The organism is Klebsiella sp. 10 (assembly GCF_018223925.1).
Taxonomy (GTDB): domain Bacteria; phylum Pseudomonadota; class Gammaproteobacteria; order Enterobacterales; family Enterobacteriaceae; genus Klebsiella; species Klebsiella pneumoniae.
On sequence record NZ_JAGRRB010000008.1, the window covers coordinates 1 to 23860 of the forward strand.

Sequence of the window (23860 nt, forward strand, 5' to 3'; positions counted from 1 at the left end):
AGATTCAGAGTTGAGTACGCAATAATTTGCGCAGCAGCAAGGCGACAAGCGACGGAAAGGAAGGAGCATACTGAAGTATGTGACTGACTTTACGAGCGCAGGCAACGCAGCTGATGCGATAAAGAATTGCGTACTGAGCACAAAGAATTTGCCTGGCGGCACTAGCGCGGTGGTCCCACCTGACCCCATGCCGAACTCAGAAGTGAAACGCCGTAGCGCCGATGGTAGTGTGGGGTCTCCCCATGTGAGAGTAGGGAACTGCCAGGCATCAAACAAGTGAAGAGCCCATCCTGTCGGATGGGCTTTTTGCGTTTCTGTCGTCCGGCCAGCGTGCCGGCATGCCTCCCCGGTGGCGCTGCGCTTACCGGGGCTACAAAAGCGTAGCCCGGACAAAGTGCGCAGCACCGCCTTTATTGCTTCGCAAAATAGCGTGACGAATGCTTGTGGCATGATCAACCGGATAGTGAATTTACCGGATGATACAAGTCGGAAAATAATTATCAGCAGCTACGATTAATATTATTTCTTTATTTCAGCACCATTATATTGTGCCCCGGTAAAATAATGATGCGGCCTCTTCCTCCCACAAAATAACGCGTTTACGCTTCAGAAAAAATATTTCCGTGACTGGATACTTCGCTTCCGGATGTATTGTGGCGAACGGTATGCTTCTTCCCTGTTTTTGTCTAAATGAGCTTTATCATTAACACTTTGTTAACTTGATCTGGTTTATATGGCAGCAAATTTGATATACAAAGGGGGATGATTGCCTGTATGGATGCTGCCCGAAATACCTTGCGAGACATATGCTGGTTCTCGGCTGGCAAATGAGAATAGAAATGAAAATCCTGCTTAACTGGTCGCCATTGCGCCAGCTCTTCACTTACATTCAGGAGCGCTTTACCTTTCTGGTGCTGCTCTGCTGGCCAGCGATTATCTGGTTGTTCTGTCGGGTCGGCGTGTGGCTCACCGATAACGTTTATGAACTGCTGGGAAAATCACCAGCCCAGTCCTTCACCGTGTATCTGCAGCCGTTTATGACCCCCGGCACGCTGCTGCGCATCTCCATCAGCTGGGTGGTGTTGCTGTTCATTCTCTTCAGTATGGCGATGGCCTTCACCTGGGGTTTACGTCGCTTTATGAATCGCCATAAATAAACCATTCGGCCGCCGTAAGTCGACGGCCCTTCTTAAGCCTTTATGCCATCTCACCAATAGTCTTACGAAAACGCAGCAACGCGATAGTAAAGAACACTCCGCCGATAGCCAGCAAGGTTAAGAACTGCGGCCAGACGATGGCGAAGCTGGCGCCTCGATACAATATCGCCTGCGCCAGGCTGACGAAGTGGGTGGTCGGCATGGTCAACATAATATCCTGTACCAGCTGCGGCATACTTTCTCGCGGCGTGGATCCGCCGGAGAGCATCTGCAGCGGCAGTAAGACCAGGATCATCAGCAGCCCCAGCTGCGGCATCGAGCGGGCGAGGGTGCCCATAAAAATGCCGATTGAGGTCGTGGCGAACAGGCTGAGCGCCACCCCCAGCATAAACAGGGGAATCGACCCTTCAATGGGCACCTGCAAAATCCCCTGTACCATCAGTATCAGTGACAACCCGGAGACCACCAGCACCACCAGGCCCATCGACCAGATCTTGGCCAGCATAATTTCAAACGGCGTGACCGGCATCACCAGCAGATGCTCAATGGTGCCATGTTCCCGCTCGCGGATCAGCGCCGAACCGGTGAGGACAATGGCCAGCATGGTGATATTGTTGATGATCGCCATCACCGCGCCAAAGCGCTCCTGCTCAAGGTTAGGATTAAAACGCATCCTGACCGCCAGCTCTACCGGCAGCACGCTGTTATCCCGATAGCGGGCGATAAAACTGTTTACTTCGCCGGTGATAATATTCTGGATGTAACCGTTGCCGGTAAAGGCCTGACTCATGCGCGTGGCGTCGACGTTGACCTGGATTTCCGGCTGCCGACCGGCCAGTACATCACGCTGGAAGTTAGGCGGGATGTTGATGGCGAACGTGTAGCGCCCGGCATCCAGCCCGGCGTTCATCTCATCAGCGGTGATCAGCTCCGGCTCAAGAAACCAGGGACGGTAAAAAGCGTTAATAATGCGTGAGGAGAGCTGTGATTTATCCATATCAGCAACCGCGATCGGCGCCAGGTGCAGCGAACCGGGCATCACCGTGGCCGAGGAGTACACCGACACGGTAAACGCAAACACGATCAGCGCCAGCATCGCTTTATCACCGAGCAGGCTGCGCAGCTCTTTGACGCCAAGATTATAAATATTGCGTAATCCGCGCATCATCCCTCCTGTTTCTTCAGCAGCAGCACGCTCAACCCGAGCACCAGCGGCACCGCAATCAGTAGCGGAATGAATGAGCCCCACAAATCGCTAATATTCAGCGCTTTCGAAAAGGTCCCGCGGGCGATAGTCAGGAAGTGGCTGGTCGGGTAGATTTGTCCAATCCAGCGCCCGGGACCTTCCAGCGAGGCCACCGGATCGATCATTCCGGAAAACTGGGTTGCCGGGATCAGCGTAATAATCGCGGTACCGAAAATAGCGGCGATTTGGCTCTTCATAAAGGTTGAGATCAGCAGCCCCAGACCAGTGGCGATGGTGACATACAGCAGCGCCGCCAGGGTCAGCGTCAGGAAACTCCCCTTATGCGCGACGCCAAAGACAAAGACCGACAGCGCGCACAGCAGGAAGAAGTTAAACATCCCCAGTACGATGTAAGGCAGCTGCTTGCCGAGCAGGAATTCGCTGCGGGTGGTTGGCGTCACGTACAAGTTGATAATCGATCCGAGCTCTTTCTCACGCACTACGCTCAGGGCGCTGAGCATCGCCGGGATCATCATCAGCAGCAGCGGGATCACCGCCGGGACGATGGCCGGCAGGCTCTTCACATCTGGATTGTAGCGATAGCGGGTCTCGATGGAGATGAGCGAGGTATCGCGCTGCGGGCTGCTCTGCCGGCCGGCCATCTCCTGCAGCCAGGCCAGATGCATCGCCTGTACGTAGCCGCGCACGGTTTCCGCGCGGTTGGGCATCGCGCCGTCCACCCACACGCCGATTTGCACCGGCGTGCCGCGGGCGATATCGCGACCAAAGTTCGGCGGGATCTCTATTGCCACCGCCAGCTCGCCATCGCGCATCCGGCGGTCCAGTTCGTCATAGCTGTGCAGCGGCGCCTGCTCGATAAAGTAGCGTGAACCGGCTATGTTCTGCGACCAGCCCTGGCTGCTGAGGGTTTGATCGCGGTCGAGGACGGCAAAGCGCAGATCCTCAACGTCCATGCTGATCCCATACCCCATGATAAACATCAGGATCACCGTCCCCAGCAGCGCCAGCGTCGATCGTACCGGATCGCGGCGCAGCTCCAGCGCCTCGCGGCGGCTATAGCTAAACAGCCGGCGAAGACTGAAGGCCTGCCGTGGAGCCGTGTGTCCGGAATACGATGCCACAGCAGACGTGGGTTCTTCTGGTACTGGAGAGGACGGCTGGGCCTCTTTAAGCCAGGCGATAAACGCCTCTTCCAGGCTGTTTGAACCGCGCTGCTCGACCAGCGCCTGCGGCGTATCGCTGGCCAGCACTTTGCCGGCGTGCATCAGGGAGATACGATCGCAGCGTTCCGCCTCATTCATAAAGTGGGTGGAGATAAAAATGGTCACCTGATCCTGCCGCGCGAGGTCTACCATCAGCTGCCAGAACATATCCCGCGCCACCGGGTCGACGCCGGAGGTCGGCTCGTCGAGGATCAGCATCTCCGGGCGATGGATGACCGCCACCGCTAACGACAGGCGCTGACGGATCCCCAGCGGCAGATCGGCGGGAAGCGCGTCTTCAACCTCGGTCAGCATAAAGCGCTCGCACATTTCCGCCACCCGGCCGGGGATTTCGCCGTCCGGAATATGGAACAGGCGGGCGTGCAGCTCGAGGTTTTGCCGGACGGTCAGCTCGCTATAGAGCGAGAAGGCCTGCGACATATAGCCCACCCGCTGGCGGGTGGCGATATCCTTCGGGTCGACCGGCTGGCCGAACAGCCAGGCTTCACCTTCGCTGGCGGGCAGCAGGCCGGTGAGCATCTTCATGGTGGTGGATTTGCCGCAGCCGTTGGAGCCGAGGAAGCCGAAGATTTCACCGCGGGCGATGCGGAAATTAACGTGGTCGACGGCAACAAAGTTGCCGAAGCGCATGGTCAGGCCGCGCGCTTCGATGGCGATCTCTTCCTCACGGCTGTCGCGCGGTGGGATAACTACCGCCCTATGCGCCCGACGCTGTGCTTCTGGCAGCAGGGCGATAAACGCCTGCTCCAGGGTCTGGCTGCCGGTCTGGGCTTTGAGCTCTGCGGCGCTGCCGGTCGCCAGCACCTCGCCGGCGTTCATCGCCACCAGCCAGTCAAAGCGCTCGGCCTCTTCCATGTAGGCGGTGGCCACCAGCACGCTCATCGCCGGCTGGCGCTGGCGAATACTGTCGATAAGCTCCCAGAACTGCGCCCGGGAGAGGGGATCGACGCCGGTGGTCGGTTCATCAAGGATCAGCAGCTGCGGATCGTGGATCAGCGCGCAGCACAGGCCGAGCTTTTGCTTCATCCCACCGGAGAGTTTTCCGGCGGGGCGATCGCGAAACGGCGCCAGCCCGGTACTCTGCAGCAGCTCGTTGATGCGCAGTTCGCGCTCGGCTTTATCGTGGCCGAACAGGCGGGCGAAGAAGTCGACGTTTTCATACACCGAGAGAGTGTGATAGAGGTTTTTCCCCAGCCCCTGCGGCATCCACGCGATTTTCGGGCACACCTCGCGGCGGTGATGCACATCGCGCATATCGCCGCCAAGCACCATCACGTTCCCCTGCTCGATGGTCCGCGCCCCGGCGATCAGCGAAAGCAGGCTCGATTTGCCGACGCCGTCCGGGCCAATCAGGCCAACCATACGCCGTGCCGGGATCGCCAGACTGATATCGCGCAGCGCGATGGTGGCGCCAAACTGCTGACCAACATGTTCCAGCAGGGCGACGGGGGGCGAGGTATCCTGCGGCGTTAGTTTCATTGCGGCAACCTCACCGCCAGGGCTTCAGGCCAGGGTTGTTGTTTATCCAGCCGTACGTAAGCCATACCGGGCAGGCCGGTTTTGACATACTCCAGGTGTTGCGCCAGCAGCTCCGGCGGGATACGCGCTTTGACGCGGAACATTAGCTTCAGGCGCTCGTCGCTGGTCTCGACCGTTTTCGGCGTGAACTGGGCGACGCTGGCGACAAAGCTGATATTGGCCGGGATCACCAGATCCGGCGCGGCATCAAGGACCAAGCGCGCTTCGCTGCCGAGCGCCAGCAGACCTGCCTGTTCGGTGGGCAGAAAAAAGGTCATATAGACATCGGCGAGATCGACCATGTTCAGTACCCGGCCACCGGCGGCCAGGACTTCGCCTGGCTCAGCGACGCGATACTGAATGCGGCCATCGCGGGGGGCTTTCAGCTCGCTATCGTCAATATCGGCGAGGATCCGCCGCTCGGTCGCCTGGGCGGCTTCGACGCGGGTTTGCGCCTGAATAATGCTGGTGCGGGCAGCTTCGATGGCGGCGCGGGCGGCGGAGACCTGGGCTTTCGCCGATTCCAGCGCCGCGCGGGCGCTCTCTGCGGCCGCGCGATCGTCATCCAGCTGCTGGGCGGAGACGGCGCCACGCTGGGAGAGGGTGTTGGAGCGAACATGGCGTTTCGCCGTGGAATCCAGCTCCGCCTGGCGCTGCTTCACTACCGCTTCGCTGGCACGCATTTCACTTTGTCGCTGATCGAGCAAGGCTCTGGCGGCCAGGACCGCGCTTTCCGCTTCCTTGATTTGCGCGGCGGCTTCAAGACGCTGCTCGTTCAGTACCCGGGTATCCATTCTCGCCAGCACCTCTCCCTGGTGCACGAACTGACCCTCTTTGACCAGAATGGTGTCGATACGCCCGGCGATTTTACTGGCAATATCAACTTCGGTGGCTTCGATTCGGCCGTTGCTGCTGGCAAACCCCGCCGGGAGTCCCGGCGGGCGCAGCAGCCACCATGCGGCGGCGGCGAGCACCACCAGTAAGCCGACAAAATACCCTGCCCAACGTTTCTTTATTTTGTCCATACGCGACTCGCTTGATTCCCTGTGCTGAGTGGTGCGCGTGTTTCCTCCGGCGGGCGGAGCGTCCTTCTTGCGAAGGACGAAAAAGTGGAGGGAGGGCCGCTGACGCCGCGCTCTGCCGCGCCGATGCGCAGCCGCTCGCTGGGCTACTTATGTGGTCATCATCAGCGATCCTGGCCTTAATGAAACACGCATAGTGAGAGCTACCGTTAACGCGATAGTAACAGCCGGGGCGATATTGTCCATACGAAAGACAGGGTCTTGTCGGCGTGTTAACAAAATTATCCGCACAGGGAGTATTTCACCATCTCAGAACAGCACAGGCAGACCCAGCCCACGCTTCACCTCATGCAGCGTCTGCTGTGTGAGGTGGTGGGCGCGTTCGCTGCCCTGGCGCAGCAGCTCCAGCAGCATCCCTTTATCCTGAATAAAAGTGGCCCTGCGTTCGCGGATCGGCGCCAGTAGCGTCTGCAGGCAGGTTTCCAGCTCATTCTTACACTGGCGATCGCCCAGCCCGCCGCGCTGATAGTGGGCTTTCATCTCTGCCACCCGCACCTTATCGCTGTGGAATGCATCGAGATAGGTAAACACCACGTTGCCCTCGACATGCCCCGGATCGCTGACTCTCAGGTGCGTCGGGTCGGTATACATCGCGCTGACCGCGTGGTGGATCTCCTCCTCTGTGGCCGATAACGTCAGCGTATTGCCCAGCGATTTCGACATTTTGGCGTTGCCATCGACGCCCGGCAGGCGACTCACTTCGCTGAGTAGCGCCTTGCAGTGGCGCAGCACCGGCTCGCCGGTGAGGCTATTCATCTTGTGGACGATCTCGTTGGTCTGCTCAATCATCGGTAGCTGATCGTCGCCCACCGGCACCAGTTCGGCCTTGAACGCGGTGATATCGGCCGCCTGGCTAATCGGATAGGCAAGAAAACCCACCGGTAGCGAGCGGGCGAATCCCTTCTGGGCAATCTCATTTTTGACCGTCGGATTACGTTCTACGCGGGCGACGGTGACGATATTCATATACAGCGCGCTGAGCTCCGCCAGCGCCGGCAGGGCGGACTGCAGGCAAATAGTGGTGAGCCTGGGGTCGATGCCGACGGCCAGATAATCGGCCATGACTTCGAGGATATGGTGGCTGATTTTTTGCGGATTGCTGCCGTTGTCCGTGAGCCCTTGCAGGTCGGCGATCAGGATAAATTGCTGGTGGTTATGCTGCAGCGCGACGCGCTGGCGCAGCGAGCCGACGTAGTGGCCAAGATGAAGTTGGCCGGTCGGGCGGTCGCCGGTGAGGATGGTTTGTGGATGGTTCATCAGGGACTCCTTATCAGACTGTTCAGCCGAAAGACGTCCTGAAAACACCAAAGCCGCCTTCCGGCGGCTTTGAAAATGGAAACGTGTATCGTGCCGCCTGTTATGCAGGCAGCCACCAACGGCGGGGATAGGTAACGATAACGTTTCTGTTCATAGGGAGTATCCTGCCACGGAAGGGGCTGGAGGCGCAATCAAAAATCACATACTTTTCCTGATGTTATTTATGTGATTGTTTTTCGGTAAATAACGAAGCGGGAAAAATATATTTTCTCTGCGACCCGATCATTATTCTGGAACAACAAACTATGTTGCATTTTTTTGTGAAAAAGCTCACGCCACAGGATTATAGTATTATTATCCATATTTATAGCTGAATATTACCTGTCTGCTGTTACAGCTTGTGTTTATTCTCTTCTAAATTATTAACATTATTACAATTTCTATCTATTTTTCCGCTTTGCGTCATACCCCTGTCTGACTACAACGTATTGAGGCTAATTATTATGCATAAACGTCTGGTCGTTAATATTTTTTCATCATTGCTGTTGGGGGCTGCGCTTATTTCCGCGCCGGTATATGCGGCGGAAAAAACCGTAGTCAATATTTCAAAAGTGGACGGCATGCCATGGTTTAACCGGATGGGTGAAGGGGTAGTCCAGGCCGGGAAAGAGTTTAACCTCAACGCCTCCCAGGTAGGGCCGTCCAGCACCGATGCGCCGCAGCAGGTGAAAATTATTGAGGACCTGATTGCACGTAAAGTGGATGCCATCACTATCGTGCCTAACGATGCCAACGTGCTGGAGCCGGTATTCAAAAAAGCCCGTGACGCCGGCATCGTGGTGCTGACCAACGAATCGCCCGGGCAGCCGAGCGCCAACTGGGATGTGGAGATCATCGATAACGAGAAGTTCGCTGCTGAATACGTGGAGCATATGGCCAAGCGGATGGGGGGCAAAGGCGGCTACGTTATCTATGTCGGTAGCCTTACGGTACCGCAGCACAACCTGTGGGCCGATCTGCTGGTGAAATACCAAAAAGAACATTACCCGGACATGCATGAAGTCACCCGCCGAATGCCGGTGGCGGAAAGTGTTGATGATTCCCGCCGTACCACGCTCGATCTGATGAAAACTTACCCGGATCTGAAAGCGGTGGTCTCTTTTGGTTCGAATGGCCCGATTGGCGCGGGGCGCGCGGTGAAAGAGAAGCGTGCGAAAAATAAAGTCGCGGTCTACGGGATGATGATCCCCTCGCAGGCGGCTTCTCTTATTAAGAGCGGCGATATTACCGAAGGGATCACCTACGATCCGGCGACAGCCGGCTATGCCCTCGCGGCCGTCGCCAGCACCCTGCTGAACGGCAAAACCATTGAGCCGGGATTTGAACTGAAAGAGCTCGGTAAAGCGGAAGTCGATAGCGACAAGCATATTATCCGCTTCCATAAAGTGCTGCTGGTAAATAAAGACAATATTGATTCGCTCTACTAATCCACCTTCCGGGGCGCCTGCCGCCCCGGCTTAACCAGCCAGGGGATGCTATGGAACCTTTCCTTTCCCTTCGACACGTCAGCAAAACCTTCCACGCCAACCGCGCGCTCAATGATATCAGCATCGACTTTATGCCCGGAGAAGTGCACTGCCTGGCCGGGCAGAACGGTTGCGGGAAGTCGACGTTGATCAAAATTATCTCTGGCGTCTATCGCCCGGATGAGGGCGCAGCGATGACGCTGGGCGGCAAGACGTGGCCCAAACTGACGCCAGCGGCCTCTGTCGCCCATGGGATCCAGGTGATTTATCAGGATCTGTCGCTGTTTCCCAATCTCAGCGTGTGGGAGAACATTGCTATAAACCACTATCATCGCGGCGTACTGGTGAGGCGCAGCGAACTGCGACGCAGTGCGGAGCAGGCGATGCGCAGTATTAACGTCTCGCTGCCGCTGGATGCCGCCGTGGAATCGCTCTCCATCGCTCGCTGTCAGCTGGTGGCTATCTGCCGCGCGCTGGCGCAGGATGCCCGGCTTATCATTATGGATGAACCCACGGCCTCATTGACCCATCAGGAAGTGGAGGGACTATTGCATGTGGTGCGCCAGCTGCGTGAGAGGGGGATCTGCATCGTCTTCGTAAGCCACCGTCTGGAAGAGGTCATGGCCGTATCGGACCGCATCAGCGTGCTGAAGGATGGCAATCTGGTCGGCACCTTGCCGGCGGCAGAGGTAACCACCCGCCGGCTCGGTTTTCTGATGACGGGCCAGGAGTTTGACTATCAGGTGCGCGATCTGTGGCAGGGGCAGGGCAGTACGCCGGTGCTGGAGGTGCGCAATCTCAGCCGCAAAGGGGAATATCATAACGTCTCCCTGAAGGTCGAAGCCGGAGAAGTGGTGTCGATAGTCGGCCTGTTGGGCGCCGGGCGAACAGAGCTGTGCCTGAGCCTTTTCGGCATGACCCGCCCTGACAGCGGCGAGATCCTGATAAATGGCCAGCCGGTGCGGTTGCGTAGCAATCAGGACGCTATCCGCCACGGTATCGGCTATGTCTCCGAGGACCGTATGTCGCGCGGCCTGGTGATGAGTCAGTCGATTGAAAACAACATTATCAGCACCGTGTTTCATAAAGTGAAAGGCGCTTGCGGACTATTGAGTGATAGTAAAGCTCAGCAGCTGGTCGCAAGAATGGTCAACGCGTTGACCATTAAGGCGCCGGATACGCATCTGCCGGTGAATACCCTCTCCGGTGGTAATGCCCAGCGCGTTTCTATCGCCAAATGGCTGGCGATCTCTCCTAAGCTGCTGATCCTCGATAGCCCAACCGTGGGGGTGGATATCGCAAACAAAGCCGGGATCTATCATATCATCAGCGATTTGGCTGCCCATGGTATCGCCGTGCTGATGATTTGCGACGAGATTGAAGAGGCGTGGTACCAGAGTCATCGCATCCTGGTGATGAAGCAGGGCGAGTTGACCCATAGCTTCCTGCCGGACAGCAGTACCCAGCAGCAGATAGCGGAGGTGGTCAATGGCTAATCTGTTGAAACGACATGAATTCTGGTTAGGCATGTTCATTATTGCGCTGTGCCTGCTGCTGGGCTGGCGCAGTGAGGAATTTTTCACTTTCGGCAATCTTTACGACCTCGCTAATAACTATGCGATGCTGACCATTCTCGCCTGTGGTCTGTTCGTGGTGCTGATCGCCGGCGGGATTGATATCTCCTTCCCGGCTATGACCATTATCGCCCAGTACGGCATGGTGGTGATGCTGCAAAAAGTAGGCGGCAACTTCGCGGTGGCTTTTGTGCTTGCCGGCGGCATCGGCGTGCTGCTGGGGCTGGTGAACGCGCTGTTGGTTAATCGTCTGCGGGTCCCCTCGATCATTATCACCATTTCTACGCTCAACATTTTCTACGGTTTGCTGCTGTGGTTAAGCAAAGGTGTCTGGCTCTACGACTTCCCTCCGTGGTTTGAAAAGGGGGTTATGCTGTTCAAATATACCGATGCCGATGGTTACGATTACGGCCTGGGGCTGCCGCTGCTGACGATGATCGTCGTGGTGCTGTTGACCGCGTTTATCATGAATTTCACTACCGTTGGCCGCAAGATCTATGCCATGGGCGGCAACCGGGAATCCGCCAGCCGCGTCGGCTTCAGCGTGCTCCGCCTGCAGCTGTTCGTTTATGGCTATATGGGGCTAATGTCGGGGGCCGCAGGTGTCGTGCAGGCGTGGACAGTGATGACCGTTGCGCCGGATTCACTGCTGGGCTATGAGCTGACGGTGCTGGCGGCGGTGGTGCTGGGCGGCACCAGCCTGATTGGCGGGCGCGGAACTCTCACCGGTACGCTGCTGGGGGTGATTTTACTGGCGGTGATGCAGAACGGCCTGAACCTGCTAGGGGTCTCCTCCTACTGGCAGACCCTGATCACTGGGGCGATCATCGTCGTCAGCATCAGCGTAACGGCATGGAGCCAGCATCAGAACCGGAGCTTGTTATGAAAAAATCGTGGCGCAACAACGTTGAGTTTTACCTGATCGGCCTGCTGCTGCTGATGGTTATCGCCTTTAGCATCGCCATGCCAAACATCTTCTGGTCTGTCAGCAATTTCCAGTCGATTGCCTCGCAAATGCCGGTGCTGGGGATCCTGGCGCTGGCGATGGCCATGACTATGCTTTGCGGCGGCATTAATTTGTCAATTATCGCGACGGCTAACGCCTGCTCGCTGGTGATGGCCTGGGTGGCGACGAGCTATCCGCCTGGGGGCGCTACCGCGCTGGCGACGCTGCTGGCCGGCGGAGGGGCGGCGATGATCATTGGCCTGTGCAACGGGATATTGATCGCCGGGATCCGCGTTTCGCCGATCCTGGCTACCCTTGGCATGATGACCCTGCTCAAAGGGATAAATATTCTGATCACCGGCGGCAGCGCCATCGCTAACTATCCGCAGTGGGTGCTGTGGCTGAATCACGCCCAGTGGTTCGGTATTCCGCTGCCAATGTGGCTTTTTGCGGTGGTGGCGGCCGGGCTGTGGGTGCTGCTGGAGAAAAGCCCGCTGGGTCGGGCGATCATGTTGATCGGATCCAACGAACGGGCGACCCATTATTCCGGGATCAATACCCGGCGGGTGTTGATGTGGGTATATGTCATCTCGGCCCTGCTCTGCGCGGTGGCTGCGTTTCTGATGATGTCGAAGCTGAACTCAGCCAAAGCATCTTATGGGGAATCGTATTTACTGGTGTCGATCCTCGCGGCGGTGCTTGGCGGCGTGAATCCGGATGGCGGTAGCGGGCGCATCGTTGGGATGGTGCTCGCGCTGTTCCTGCTGCAGATTATTGAGAGTGGGTTCAATATCCTCGGTATCAGCCCCTATCTGACGATGGCGCTGTGGGGCGTATTGCTGCTGTGCTTTATCCAGGCGCGAGGCATGCTGGGACTGGAGAGAGCCGGGTAAATGACCCGTCCTCGGGGGCGAAGACGGGATAGCCAGTTATTCGCTACGCAAATGCACCGCCAGGCCGCTTTGCCCTGGCGCCAGCTCCGGGCGCAGCGTCAGCGACGGGATCAGATAATCGCCATGATTCTGGCGGCGGAATGGAATGGGCTCGGTTTGCCACAGCGTGTCCAGCCGCTCGGCCAGGGCGGCGCACTGATCGGCGAACTGCCCGGCATCGGTTTTATCCGTGCGGTAGAACACCAGCGGCGGAAGCACCTCAAAGCCGGGGTAGAACAGCATACCGTGCTGAATGGGGAACAGGATGTCGTCGATGGGGCCATTGATCCCGCGCGGTGAATAGTGTTCCGCCCAGCCGCCGGCGGTGACGATCAGCATCGCCCGCTTGCCGACGAAAGTGCCTTCCCCGTAGCGATCCCCCCAGTGGCGGTCGCTGTGCTCGCCGACGCCATAGGCAAAGCCCCAGGCGTACACCCTGTCGATCCAGCCCTTCATGATGGCGGGCATCGAGAACCACCATAGCGGGAACTGGAAAATCACCGTATCGGCCCACAGCAGCTTTTCCTGCTCGGCTGCGATATCCGCACTTTGGGTGCCCTGGGCAAAGGCCTGTTTGGAATCGAGGGTCGGCCGCCAGAACTCGCCGACCGGCGGGGCGCCGCTGTCGTCGGCGTCATACCCGGCCTTCCAGCGCATGGCGTAGAGATCGGAGACTTGCACTTCATGCCCGGCCTGCTGCAGATGGCGGACGGCGAAATTTTTCAGCGCGCCATTGAGCGAGCGCGGTTCCGGATGGGCGTAAATCAGCAGTACTTTCATAATATCACCTCTGGCGTATGGAGAGCTGCAGAGTAGGAAAGCTGACGCTATAGTAGAAATTAATTACTTAAATTCCCGGTATAGTCGTGATTAATTTACAGCGTCTGGATCTCAATCTGTTGCGCACCCTGGATGTGCTGCTTAGCGAAAACAACGTTACCCGGGCGGCGCAGCGGCTGAATCTGTCGCAGCCCTCGGTAAGTATTCAGCTCGCCAGGCTGCGGGAGATTTTCGCCGATCCGCTGCTGATGCCGGGCCCGCGCGGCATGCAGCCCACCGCCCGCGCCGATGAGCTTCGCCAGCCGCTGCGCGCCGCATTAGCCGCGCTGGAGCAGGCGGTGGCGCCGGTCAGCCCTTTTGATCCGGCCACGGCGGCGGAGACCTGGCGGGTGGCGGCGACGGACTATATGGCCTCGGCGATCCTCCTGCCGATGCTGGCTGGGTTACGCCAGGCCTCTCCCGGCAGTCGGCTGGCGGTATTCGAACTGCAGCCGGCGCGGCTGGAGCAGCAGGCGGCCAGCGATACAGTAGATCTTTTCTTTCATACCCGCGAGGGCGCGCCGCCGGGGCTGCATCAGCGCCTGCTGTTTCGCGAACGCTACGTGCTGGCTGGCCGGGCGGAACATTCGGCGCTGCGGCCTGGGCTTAGCTTGGAAACGTTCTGTCAGCTGGAGCACGTGATCGTCTCCCCGGACGGGGGCGGCTTCAGCGCGGCGACCGATATCGCGCTGGCGAACCTCGGACTGATGCGGCGGGTTGTCCTTTCCGTGCCACATTTCCTGTTTATGCTGGAGACCCTGCGCAATAGCGATCTGGTGGCGGTCCTGCCGGAGCGGCTGGTGCGCGGGCAGAGCGGGCTGGTGGTCGTCGAGCCGCCGCTGGCGGTCGCCGGCTTTGAGATGCTGATGCTGTGGCACGAGCGCTGGCACCGCGACCCGGCGCATCAATGGCTGCGTCAGTTCATTGTGAATTCACTGGAGGAACAGACATGCTGAGTGGACTGAATCACCTGACCCTGGCAGTCAGCCAGCTGGCGCCGAGCGTGGCGTTTTATCAGCAGCTGCTGGGCATGATGCTGCATGCCCGCTGGGACAGCGGGGCTTATCTCTCCTGCGGCGATCTGTGGCTGTGCCTGTCGCTGGATCCGCAGCGGCGCGTTACTCCGCCGGAAGAGAGCGACTACACCCATTATGCGTTTAGTATTAGCGAAGCCGATTTTGCTAGCTTCGCCGCCCGCCTTGAGGCTGCCGGCGTAGCGGTCTGGAAGCTGAACCGTAGCGAAGGCGCTTCGCACTATTTCCTCGATCCCGATGGCCATAAGCTGGAGCTGCACGTCGGCAGTCTCGCCCAGCGTCTGGCCGCCTGCCGCGAGCAGCCGTATAAGGGGATGGTGTTTTTTGCTGAGTGAAGCTGTCCTCTGCGCTATGGGGGAGGCTAATCTCTTGCGTGGCCTGCCCGAAGGGGCAGGACCTGCTCGTGGCTGAATTATTCTATATTTGCAGATATTGTTATCTAATCTTCTGTTTTACATAATGCTCTCTACTGGGGGAAGAGATTTATACATTTATTCAGGTATAAGCTTTTATTTATTTCATTAATATGTGAAGGTGAAAATTTTAATATATAAGATAATTCGCAGTATTCTTTTGGGTTGATAATTTCTTTTTCATCTATTATCCGTATATAACTAGATGAATAATAAGAAATAATAATTGACAAAAGAAGAACGATTAAACTGGTTACTTTGTTGTAATATATCGACAAGTAATTAAATGATGGAACTATAAATAGCCTGTATATAAGTATAAGAGCAAGTAATGCCAATATACTTCCTATCATAAGATCAATGTTGCCAAATGGTTGGTTAAAATCTCCAGTAAGTAAAATCCTGTTGATTGCTATGCAAAATAAGAAGAAGATTATTATATTAATAACTGCGTAAGTTTGAATCACTTGAAAGAAATAAACACTATGCAACTCATTTTTTCTTACTCTGGTCGCGGTAGACATGCATAACCAGAAAAAACCACCAAACTTTATAGGTTGGATCATCAAAAGAATGTACCAATAGATTTGATTGAATATTAATTTAAAACTAGTTATAGGGCTTGATTTAATGGAAAGAAAACTGAATGCTGCTATTAATGAACCGACGAAGAGCATCGATTTTAATAAGTTAGCACCAGATTTTTCCAGTGGAGCATACTCGTGGGTACCATCATATATTTCTGGGTGTTTAATGAAAATAAACATTTCCGACAGGAAATCGTATCCCGGAATGACTCTTAATGCATTTGTCAAAAAATTTTTTAAGTTGTTTTCCATATATGTCCTATTAGTTGAGATGATTAATCACTCCATCGCCACCTTCACCGCTTCTCCCAGCTTCACCATCACCGCTTTATGTTTCTCGGTCGGCGGCAGGGCGCAGTTGATCCTGACGCAGTTGCGATACTTGCCCGCTGCCGAAAACAGCGAGCCCGGCGCGACCTGGATCTTCAGCCGGCACAGCTGCTTGGCGACGCAGACCATATCTACCTGCTCCGGGAGCTCAACCCACAGCATAAAACCGCCCTTCGGCCGGGTGACGCAGATCCCGCAGGGGAAAAATTCCCGCAGCCAGCAGGTGTAGATCTCGATATTGCGCTGATAGATCTGCCGCATCCGCCGCACGTGGCGGTGGTAGTGGCCTTCGCGAATAAAATTACAGGCCGCCAGCTGAGTGGAAGGGACGTTGGTCCCGCTGGCGGCGTACTTCATCTGTAGCAGCTTGTCGTAGTAGCGCCCGGGGGCGATCCAGCCGATACGCAGCCCGGGGGCGATGGTTTTGGTAAAGGAGCTGCAGAGCATCACCCGGCCGTCGATATCCCAGGAGTGGATCGTGCGCGGGCGCGGGTATTCGGTGGCCAGCTCGCCGTAAATATCATCCTCGAAAATAACGATATCGTAGCGTTGGGCAAGGTTCAGCACCGCGCGCTTGCGGGCGTCCGGCATGATAAAGCCCAGCGGGTTATTGCAGTTTGGCACGAGGATCACCCCTTTGATCGGCCACTGATCCAGCGCCAGCTCCAGGGCCTCGATGCTGATCCCGGTTTCCGGATCGGTGGGGATCTCAATGGTCTTTAATCCCAGCCCGCGCAGCATCTGCATGGTGCCGTAGTAGCAGGGGGATTCAACGGCGATGATGTCCCCTGGCTGACACACCGACAGCAGGGCCAGCGACAGCGCGCTGTGGCAGCCGCTGGTGAGCACCAGATCGTCGGCAGTTACCACCGATCCGCCGTCGAGCATCAGGCGGGCGATCTGCTCCCGTAGCTCGCGACGCCCGGCCAGCTCGTCATAGTTCAACACCTCAGTGAGGTTGTGCTGGATAGCCCGGCTCAGTTCACGCCAGATGGGCTTCAGGCTTGGCTGCGTCACGTCCGGCGAGCCACCGCCGAAGGGGATGATCGATTTATCGTAGCGGGCGTCAAGCATGGTCAGCACCTGATCCCACTGGGTGATCTCCACCGGGCGCTGGACCGGACGCGACATCGGCGGCACCGGCGGCTGGGCTTTGCGCGGGGCGACGAAATAGCCCGATCGCGGCTGCGGCACAATCATCTGCTGCTGCTCAAGCAGCTGATAGGCCTGCTGGACAGTGCTGATGCTGACGCCGTGCTCCTGGCTCAGGCTGCGCACCGACGGCAGCTTTTCGCCATGGCGATACAGGCCCTGTTCGATGCGTTCGGCCAGCAGCGTAGCGAGATGTTGGTAGCGGGTCATACTGTATCCTTAATTGCCGCCATACAGATGGAATAACCAGTACAGATTGGCGTAAAAATTGGGCTCTGGTGTACGTTTTAGCTAATCTGTATGTTAAAGAAAAGCGTTTTGTGAATCTGTATTCCTTACCCCCAAATCCGTGAAGATAAAGCCTCTGGCAAGGTGAGGAGGTAGAGGATGGAATTTCACGAGAACAGGGCAAGACAGCCATTTATCGGTTTCGTACTGCTGGTGCGGTTTATCAAAAAATGGTGGCTTCAGGGGCAAACGCGCAGAGTTTTGCAGCAAATGAGCGACGAACAGCTGAAAGATATCGGCCTGCGTCGGGACCAGATCAATTAAAACGTGCGGTTTTTTACAGGCAAACCTTCTTCATTATCCCGGTGAGCGCAAAGTGCCGCCGGGATACATTCACGAAATTTATCAATTGATGCGGCACGAGCTTCCGTTTCTTGATGCTTATCCTGATAAGTATTATTTTCTTCTCAATAATGAGAGGAAGACCCGTGACTGAAGACGAACTGTTTGCCCGCCGCCCGCTGGGGATGCGGATGGCTATGGTGGTGCGCCAGTGGCGCGCCATTATTGACTCCGCTATCACCGATACCGGACTCACCCAGTCCAGCTGGACGGTGCTGATGCAACTGCATCAGCTGGGAGACAACGTCTCGGTCAGCGAACTGGCGGAGGTGCAGGGCATTGAACTGCCGCCGCTAATGCGCACCCTCTCATTACTGGAAAAGCAGGGCTATCTGGTGCGTTCCACATCGCCATATGACAAACGCATTCGCCTGCTGACGCTGACCGCTGAGGGGCGGGCTATTCTGGAAAAACTGAGCTGCGTGATCGAGACCTATCAGGAGCGCGTAACCCAGACCATCCCGGAGGCCGATCTCGCTACCTTCAGCGCCACGTTAAATCAAATCGCCTGCCGTTTGCGGAATATCCGCGAAGAAGATAACAAGATCTAACACACTATGATGACGCCTGAACAAAAATTTGCCCGCTGGGTACGGGTGAGTATTGCCGCTTTTCTGGGAATATTCGCCTGGTTTATCGTTGCCGATATCTGGATCCCGCTGACGCCGGACTCCACCGTCATGCGCGTGGTGACCCCGGTTTCGTCGCGGGTCTCCGGCTATGTCTCGCACGTCTACGTGCACAACAACAGCCAGGTGAAAAAGGGCGACCTGCTGTATGAGCTCGACCCAACGCCATTCATTAATAAAGTTGAAGCGGCGCAGATCGCCCTCGAGCAGGCGAAACTGAGCAACCAGCAGCTGGACGCGCAAATCGCCGCCGCCCGCGCCAACCTGCGCACCGCGCAGTACACCGCGCGTAACGATAAGGTCACCCTCGATCGCTACCAGCGCTTGAGTACGATGCAGAACGTCTCGCAGTCCGACCTCGATAAGGTGCGGACCACCTGGCAGACCAGCGAGCAGTCGGTCTCGGCGCTGAACGCGCAGATCCAGAACCTGCTGATCCAGCGCGGCGAGCGCGACGATAAGCGCAACGTCACCCTGCAAAAATACCGTAATGCGCTGGAGGAGGCGCAGCTGAACCTGGCCTGGACCAAAGTGCGTGCGGAAACTGACGGCATGGTCAGCAACCTGCAGCTGAACCCGGGGATCTACGCCACCGCGGCGACGGCTGTGCTGGCATTGGTTAACAACAACACTGACATCGTCGCCGACTTCCGCGAAAAAAGCCTGCGCCACACCGCGGTGAATACCGATGCGGCGGTGGTCTTTGACGCCCTGCCGGGTCAAGTCTTCCCGGCGCACGTGACCAGCAGCGACGCCGGGATTCTGGCGGGACAGGAGGCGGTGAACGGCCAGCTGTCGCAGCCCGAGCAGTCCACCCGCTGGGTGCGCGACGCCCAGCGGATGCGCATTCACGTCGCGCTGGATCAGCCGCTGGACAAACCGCTGCCGACCGGCGCCCGCGCTACGGTGCAGCTGTACAATAGCGAGGGACCTTTTGCCCGCACCTTCGCCGGCCTGCAGATCCACCTGGTGAGCTGGTTGCACTATGTCTATTAATACCCTGGCGCATGTCTTTACCCCGCACGGCAATATCGTCTACACGGCGAATGATTTTCGCCAGACGGTGCGTATCGCCGTGGCCGGGACCATTGCGCTCAGCATCTCCACCTTCTACGACGTACAGTACGGCGTATTTTTCGTCGTTTATCCGCTGATGCTGATGTCGCTGGTACCGATGTTCAACCTGCACGTCGCCCGCCAGTTTATATTTAGCGCGGCGGTAAACTGTGTCGAAATGGTGCTAATTGTCGGCTATTTGTCGCAGTGGCCGGTGATCATGACCCTGGTGGTGTTTGCCCTGTACGTGATGCGTTTCCGCTTTATGAGCCAGGGACCGCTGTTCCTGTTGGGATCGATGGGGGTGGTGTGCCAGAGCACGATGCTCAACTTTATGAGCTATCCCACCAGCAACTGGCACACCCTGATGTTCTCCAATATGGAAGCCTGCGTGATGGCCGTGGCGCTGAGCGCGCTGCTGCATTACCTGATCCCGGACGTCGAACCGCGCAAGCCGCCGCCGCGGATTGAGAAAGACGCCGCCCGCATCCGTCATGAGTCGCTGCTCTCCGGTACGGTAGCGACGATCATCTTTGTGGTGTTTCAGATCTGCGATCTCAGCGACTCGCTGTCGGCGCTGATGGCCGGGGTCCTGATCCTGTTCCCGATGCACTATCGTGGGGCGGTGATCAGCTCGATCTGGCGCGTCGTCGGGGTGGTGCTGGCCTGTCTCTATATACTGGTGGTGCAGCTGATTATCTATGATTTCAGCAACCACATGATCCTGATGATGCCGCTGATTGGTCTCGGGCTGGCCTTCAGCGCCCGCCTCCACGTGATGGAGAAAGTGGGCGCCGGGGTGGGCTTCGCCAGCATCACTACCATCGGCATTATGTTCGGCCAGAATTTGCATCCGTATCAGGATCTGGTGTTCAGCGATCTGTACCGCATCACCTCGGTGACGGTCTCGCTGGTGGTGACGCTGACCCTGGTTTTTCTCATGCACCGCCTGCTGAACTGTTTCGCGGCGACGCGTTTTGTGGTGAGCAACTAACCTGCAGGTGGGAAGGTGGCGAGACAGCGCCATGCTTCCCCGTTCTGCTGATACAGCGCCGCCGTCTGTTCCGGGACGATCCAGCCTCGCGCATCGGCTTCCGTCCCCTCCAGCAGGATGCACAGCCCGCAGCCGCTGCGCAGCTGGCGGGGTATATCTTTGACCTCGAAGGCCACTCCCGCCGCCTGCAGGGCTTTGCGCATCCGCACCACCCCCACCGTGGAGTGAAATAAAAACAGAAACGTTGTCATCCGCGCCTCCGCTGGCGCTGGCCGATCAGCGCCGCGCCGATCGCCCCGGCAAACTGGGCGTCGGGATGGGTTGTCACCGCCATGCCGACATGGCTTTCCAGCATCCGGGCAAAGGCGGCGCAGTGGCTGACGCCGCCGGTAAACAGCAGCGGCCCCTGCGCCGATAAGCGGCCGATAAAGTTCGCGCTGCGCCGGGCCATGGCGTTAATCACCCCCGCCAGAATCGCCTCCGGCGCGACACCGGCCGACCGCAGGCTAATGACCTCCGATTCGGCAAACACCGTGCACATACTGGTAATGGCGTGCGGTTCCACGCCGTCGGTAATGGCGTCCAGTTGTTCGACGCTGGCGCCGAGGGTGCGTGAAATGACTTCCAGAAAGCGGCCGGTGCCGGCGGCGCATTTGTCATTCATCAGGAAGTCGCTGAGGTTGCCCCCGGCGTCCAGCTGGATGACTTTGCTGTCCTGGCCGCCGATATCAATCACCGTGCGGGTGTCCGGCGCCAGCAGGCGGGCGCCGAGGCCGTGGCAAGAGATCTCCGTCACCTGCTTATCGGCAAAATCCACCAGCTGGCGGCCATAGCCGGTGAGGGTTAAAAAAGGCGTCTCCATGAGGCCAGCGCGCAGTGTCTCCCAGGCCTCGTGGATGGCGTCGGCGGGGCGAAAGGGGGTGGGGCAGAGGAAGCGGCGCACGATGACGCCGTCCGCCAACAGGATGCCTTTTGTGGCGGTGGAGCCGGAATCAATGCCAACCGTATAGTTCACGCCAGCTCCTTACAGCATTTCGATAAAGGCGGCGACGCGGGTGCTGAGCTGGCCGAGGTCCGCTGTCGAATAGTCGGTTTCAATCGCCATGTAAGGAAGATCGTGCTGTTGGCGCAGATGGCGTTTAATCGCCAGCGATTCCACGGCATAGGTATGGCAGGCCTGCAAAATGACGTCGATCACCCCGTCGGCCTGATACTCCTCCACCATCTGGCTCAGCAGCTGCAGACGCTGGTCGTTGGGGGAGATACAGGAGCAGCCGATGGCGAGATATTTATCGGTTAAGGCGTCGTAGACGTCACCCTCTTCCGCCACGCAGCGCTCGGTCGCTTTCGCGCCGGTGCAGTTCTCATAGCCGACCACCCAGCCGCCGTTTTCCTCGATGGCGCGGACCACTTTTTCCGCCGCGCCGCCGATCGGGCAGCCGGTGATCAGGATCCGCGGACGAGGTTCCAGCCGTTTACCCTGCTGCCACTCCTGATGGATGCGCTCCGCCATGGCATGCAGTTCATCAATCAGGGCGGTTTTGTCGAAACGAAAAGTGGCGCCGTACACCACTTTCAGGATGTCGCCGCCGCTGAGCGCCGGCGGATTGAGCTGCCCGAGACGATAAAAGTGGGCCAGCGCCCGGCGCTCGCGATTTTTCAACACGATGGCTTCGCGCAGTGCCGCCTCGCTAATCGGCGTGCCAAACCGGGCCTCAATCACCTGCTGCAGGCGCAGGATCTCCGTTTTCCACAGTGCGCGCGAGGCGGCATCGCTGGCGCTGTTCGGCAACTGCATGACGTGGACCGCCTTGAACTCGGCCATGTACTCATACATTTTCTTTTTGCCGTCGCAGGTGGTTTCCCCAACCACCAGGTCAGAGAAATAGAAGTAGGGACATTTATCGGTTTTGCCGAAGCCGTAGCTGCTTTTGATAAGCGGGCAGAGGTTGCGCGGGAGATCTTTTTCCGCTTCCTCGATGGTTTCATCGGAGGTTGAGCACAGCGAGACGACAACGGCGCCCGCCGCCATGGCGATCTCCTGGGGCATAAAGGTGCAGTAAGTGCCCACCAGCGGTACGTTCTGCTCTTTAAGATCCATGACGGTGAGAAAGCCCTTCTGGCGAGCTTCTGAGAACTGGTCAAAAATGGCGGGTAGATCGGTGATAAGCGACATGGTTTTCCTTCCCCGTACACGGGAGATGCTGAAAGAGTCGCCATTATAGCCATGGTGTATGCAGGGTTTTATTGATCTCCTGCGTCTGTACGCGGTGTTAATAGACCTTTTTCAAATCCATCTCTTCCTGGATACGCTCGCTCCATGCCTGATGGGTGCGGATGGCCTCTTCGATACCGGCGTTGTAAAACAGCGGCCCCAGCTCTTTGGCGATAAAGTCGACGAAAAATTCGGCGTCAAACTGCTCCAGTTCGAGGTCGAAGGTCTCTGCGCAGTACTTGCTGAGCCTGTCGCGCAGCAGGTCGCGCTGCGCCTGGCTGAGTTCAATGTCATTCATGATGGGGCTTTCTCCGTAAAAGGGCTCACGACTGCCGGGCTTCGATCACCGCTTGTCCGCGCTGGTGGCGTAACAGTCCGGCCAGGCAGCAGGCGGCGACAATCCCGGCGGCCACCGCCAACAGGTGGAAGGGGAGTCTGCCGCCATGGAACCACAGCCAGCGCGCGCCTTCAATTGATAACGCGCTGACGCTGAGGATCACGATATTCAGCGAGGCGGAGACCGTGCCTTTCGGCAGGTCGTTGGAAAAGAGGGTAAAGCGAAACAGCGTCGGGAAAATCAGCCCGATGCCGAAGGCGTAGAAGCAGGTGCCGACCACCGACCACAGCCAGACGTGGGGCCATACCAGATTGCCAACGATCAGGATGGCCAGGCCGAGCATCTGTACCGGCACCGCGCTGAGGACAAAGCGCGGGCGGGTGGGGTCTTTTACCCAGCGCGCCACCGACAGGTTGGCGATGATAACGGCGCTGAAGACCGGCACCTGGCTCCAGGCGAACTCGCTGGTGGTCAGTCCGCCGGCGTCCATTAAAATCACCGGCGATACCGCCACCCAGCTCATCAGCGGAATATAGCTCAGCGACAGCGTGGCGGCGCCGAGTAAAAAGATGCGGTTGCGAAAGACGTTGCGAAAATCGCGCAGCACGCCCAGGGGGCTGAACGGCACATCGCCGCGGCGCACCGTCTCCGGCATGGTCAACAGCAGGCCGAGCCAGGCCACCAATCCCATGGCGGCGATAATGCCGAACAGCGCTTTCCAGTGGATGAAATGCATCAGCGCCGCGCCGGAGAGCGGGCCGACGATCGGCGCCACCAGCACGACGGAGGTGATCACTGCCATCAGCCTGATCGACCTTTTTTCCTCAAAGGCCTCCTGTACGGTGACGTAGCCGACGGTGGCGATAAAGCAGATGCTGGTGCCCTGCACGAAGCGGGCAATCAGGAACTGCGTCATGGAGGTGGTGAACAGGGTCGCCAGGCATGCGAGGGTGAAAATCAGCGCGCCGGTGAGCAGCACCGGACGCCGTCCTATCCGGTCAGAGAGCGGCCCCAGCAGCCACTGTAGCGCCATGCCGCCGGCCATATACAGGCTCACCGAGGCCGGAGCCAGCGCCACATCAGCATTGAAATCCCGCACCACGTGCAGGATCCCCGGCTGGATCAGATCGGTAGTGAGATAAGCGGAAAAATCATACAGAATTAACGCCGCCGGGAAGAACAGCGCGGCGGCGTGTCGGCTCAGCCAGTGGGAAATCCTGTGCATCATCTCGCCCTCCCTGT

The 23860-nt window shown here is 57.8% G+C and carries 22 protein-coding genes and 1 rRNA gene; 12 read left to right on the plus strand and 11 right to left on the minus strand.

Annotation, left to right across the window (positions count from 1 at the left end; genetic code table 11):
- Positions 1-151: 151 nt before the first annotated feature.
- Together rrf and KHQ26_RS08865 are read left to right on the plus strand one after the other, a co-directional pair.
- A 5S ribosomal RNA gene (gene rrf, locus KHQ26_RS08860) occupies positions 152-267 on the plus strand.
- A 572-nt stretch (positions 268-839) separates the two neighbouring features.
- On the plus strand, positions 840-1157 hold the full coding sequence (locus KHQ26_RS08865) for a hypothetical protein (RefSeq protein WP_002887322.1): 318 nt from the start codon (positions 840-842) through the stop codon (positions 1155-1157).
- Between the two features lie 40 nt (positions 1158-1197).
- Here KHQ26_RS08865 and KHQ26_RS08870 read toward each other — a convergent pair whose 3' ends face one another.
- The 4 genes from KHQ26_RS08870 to trpS form a co-directional block, all read right to left on the minus strand.
- Positions 1198-2322 carry an ABC transporter permease gene (locus tag KHQ26_RS08870; protein WP_020803971.1) on the minus strand — a complete coding sequence of 375 codons (1125 nt, stop codon included), beginning with the start codon at positions 2320-2322 and terminating at the stop codon, positions 1198-1200.
- Complete coding sequence (rbbA, locus tag KHQ26_RS08875) at positions 2322-5066, minus strand: ribosome-associated ATPase/putative transporter RbbA (protein WP_020803970.1); 2745 nt, start codon at positions 5064-5066, stop codon at positions 2322-2324. Before rbbA ends, KHQ26_RS08870 begins: the two co-directional genes overlap by 1 nt.
- Positions 5063-6130, minus strand: a complete 1068-nt coding sequence (locus tag KHQ26_RS08880) for an HlyD family secretion protein (protein WP_004152412.1) — start codon at positions 6128-6130, stop codon at positions 5063-5065. The genes rbbA and KHQ26_RS08880 overlap by 4 nt, the downstream gene beginning before the upstream one ends.
- A gap of 306 nt (positions 6131-6436) precedes the next feature.
- Positions 6437-7444 (minus strand): tryptophan--tRNA ligase, encoded by a 1008-nt coding sequence (gene trpS / locus KHQ26_RS08885; protein ID WP_002887348.1) that lies wholly within the window; start codon positions 7442-7444, stop codon positions 6437-6439.
- Between the two features lie 503 nt (positions 7445-7947).
- Here trpS and KHQ26_RS08890 point away from each other — a divergent pair.
- The 4 genes from KHQ26_RS08890 to KHQ26_RS08905 are packed head-to-tail and all read left to right on the plus strand — an operon-like array spanning position 7948 to position 12383.
- On the plus strand, positions 7948-8931 hold the full coding sequence (locus KHQ26_RS08890; protein ID WP_002887349.1) for an autoinducer 2 ABC transporter substrate-binding protein: 984 nt from the start codon (positions 7948-7950) through the stop codon (positions 8929-8931).
- A 50-nt stretch (positions 8932-8981) separates the two neighbouring features.
- The gene (locus KHQ26_RS08895) at positions 8982-10466 is read left to right on the plus strand and encodes a sugar ABC transporter ATP-binding protein (protein WP_004177552.1); all 1485 of its coding nucleotides are present in this window, start codon (positions 8982-8984) and stop codon (positions 10464-10466) included.
- Positions 10459-11430, plus strand: coding sequence for an ABC transporter permease (locus KHQ26_RS08900; protein WP_002887351.1), 972 nt, complete (start codon positions 10459-10461; stop codon positions 11428-11430). The genes KHQ26_RS08895 and KHQ26_RS08900 overlap by 8 nt, the downstream gene beginning before the upstream one ends.
- Complete coding sequence (locus tag KHQ26_RS08905; RefSeq protein ID WP_002887352.1) at positions 11427-12383, plus strand: ABC transporter permease; 957 nt, start codon at positions 11427-11429, stop codon at positions 12381-12383. The genes KHQ26_RS08900 and KHQ26_RS08905 overlap by 4 nt, the downstream gene beginning before the upstream one ends.
- Positions 12384-12419: 36 nt before the next feature.
- Here KHQ26_RS08905 and KHQ26_RS08910 read toward each other — a convergent pair whose 3' ends face one another.
- The gene (locus tag KHQ26_RS08910) at positions 12420-13202 is read right to left on the minus strand and encodes an NAD(P)H-dependent oxidoreductase (protein ID WP_002887354.1); all 783 of its coding nucleotides are present in this window, start codon (positions 13200-13202) and stop codon (positions 12420-12422) included.
- Positions 13203-13288: 86 nt separating this feature from the next.
- Between KHQ26_RS08910 and KHQ26_RS08915 the strand changes: the two genes are divergently transcribed.
- Positions 13289-14197: a LysR family transcriptional regulator gene (locus KHQ26_RS08915; protein WP_004178483.1), complete on the plus strand. Its 909-nt coding sequence runs from the start codon at positions 13289-13291 to the stop codon at positions 14195-14197.
- Positions 14191-14610 carry a fosfomycin resistance glutathione transferase FosA5 gene (locus tag KHQ26_RS08920; protein WP_012579083.1) on the plus strand — a complete coding sequence of 140 codons (420 nt, stop codon included), beginning with the start codon at positions 14191-14193 and terminating at the stop codon, positions 14608-14610. Before KHQ26_RS08915 ends, KHQ26_RS08920 begins: the two co-directional genes overlap by 7 nt.
- A 944-nt stretch (positions 14611-15554) precedes the next feature.
- On the opposite strand, the gene KHQ26_RS08925 is transcribed toward KHQ26_RS08920, so the two are convergent.
- The gene (locus KHQ26_RS08925) at positions 15555-16967 is read right to left on the minus strand and encodes a PLP-dependent aminotransferase family protein (protein WP_002887384.1); all 1413 of its coding nucleotides are present in this window, start codon (positions 16965-16967) and stop codon (positions 15555-15557) included.
- Positions 16968-17144: 177 nt separating this feature from the next.
- Between KHQ26_RS08925 and KHQ26_RS08930 the strand changes: the two genes are divergently transcribed.
- From KHQ26_RS08930 to KHQ26_RS08945, 4 genes are all read left to right on the plus strand, one after another.
- Positions 17145-17309 carry a DUF1127 domain-containing protein gene (locus KHQ26_RS08930; protein ID WP_020325220.1) on the plus strand — a complete coding sequence of 55 codons (165 nt, stop codon included), beginning with the start codon at positions 17145-17147 and terminating at the stop codon, positions 17307-17309.
- A gap of 164 nt (positions 17310-17473) precedes the next feature.
- Positions 17474-17938 carry a MarR family winged helix-turn-helix transcriptional regulator gene (locus KHQ26_RS08935; protein ID WP_004177547.1) on the plus strand — a complete coding sequence of 155 codons (465 nt, stop codon included), beginning with the start codon at positions 17474-17476 and terminating at the stop codon, positions 17936-17938.
- A gap of 6 nt (positions 17939-17944) precedes the next feature.
- Positions 17945-19012, plus strand: a complete 1068-nt coding sequence (locus tag KHQ26_RS08940; protein ID WP_002887394.1) for an HlyD family secretion protein — start codon at positions 17945-17947, stop codon at positions 19010-19012.
- Positions 19002-20066 (plus strand): DUF2955 domain-containing protein, encoded by a 1065-nt coding sequence (locus tag KHQ26_RS08945; RefSeq protein ID WP_020805207.1) that lies wholly within the window; start codon positions 19002-19004, stop codon positions 20064-20066. Before KHQ26_RS08940 ends, KHQ26_RS08945 begins: the two co-directional genes overlap by 11 nt.
- On the opposite strand, the gene KHQ26_RS08950 is transcribed toward KHQ26_RS08945, so the two are convergent.
- From KHQ26_RS08950 to mdtM, 5 genes are all read right to left on the minus strand, one after another.
- Positions 20063-20317 (minus strand): DUF3343 domain-containing protein, encoded by a 255-nt coding sequence (locus tag KHQ26_RS08950; RefSeq protein ID WP_004177546.1) that lies wholly within the window; start codon positions 20315-20317, stop codon positions 20063-20065. The two genes, KHQ26_RS08945 and KHQ26_RS08950, sit on opposite strands and share 4 nt — an antisense overlap.
- On the minus strand, positions 20314-21081 hold the full coding sequence (gene yjiL, locus KHQ26_RS08955; protein ID WP_004178487.1) for a putative 2-hydroxyacyl-CoA dehydratase activator YjiL: 768 nt from the start codon (positions 21079-21081) through the stop codon (positions 20314-20316). Before yjiL ends, KHQ26_RS08950 begins: the two co-directional genes overlap by 4 nt.
- A 9-nt stretch (positions 21082-21090) precedes the next feature.
- Positions 21091-22242 carry a double-cubane-cluster-containing anaerobic reductase gene (locus KHQ26_RS08960; protein WP_002887414.1) on the minus strand — a complete coding sequence of 384 codons (1152 nt, stop codon included), beginning with the start codon at positions 22240-22242 and terminating at the stop codon, positions 21091-21093.
- A gap of 97 nt (positions 22243-22339) precedes the next feature.
- Positions 22340-22579, minus strand: a complete 240-nt coding sequence (locus KHQ26_RS08965; RefSeq protein WP_002887416.1) for a DUF2164 domain-containing protein — start codon at positions 22577-22579, stop codon at positions 22340-22342.
- Between the two features lie 25 nt (positions 22580-22604).
- Positions 22605-23846: a multidrug efflux MFS transporter MdtM gene (gene mdtM, locus KHQ26_RS08970; protein WP_004192185.1), complete on the minus strand. Its 1242-nt coding sequence runs from the start codon at positions 23844-23846 to the stop codon at positions 22605-22607.
- Positions 23847-23860: the final 14 nt, after the last annotated feature.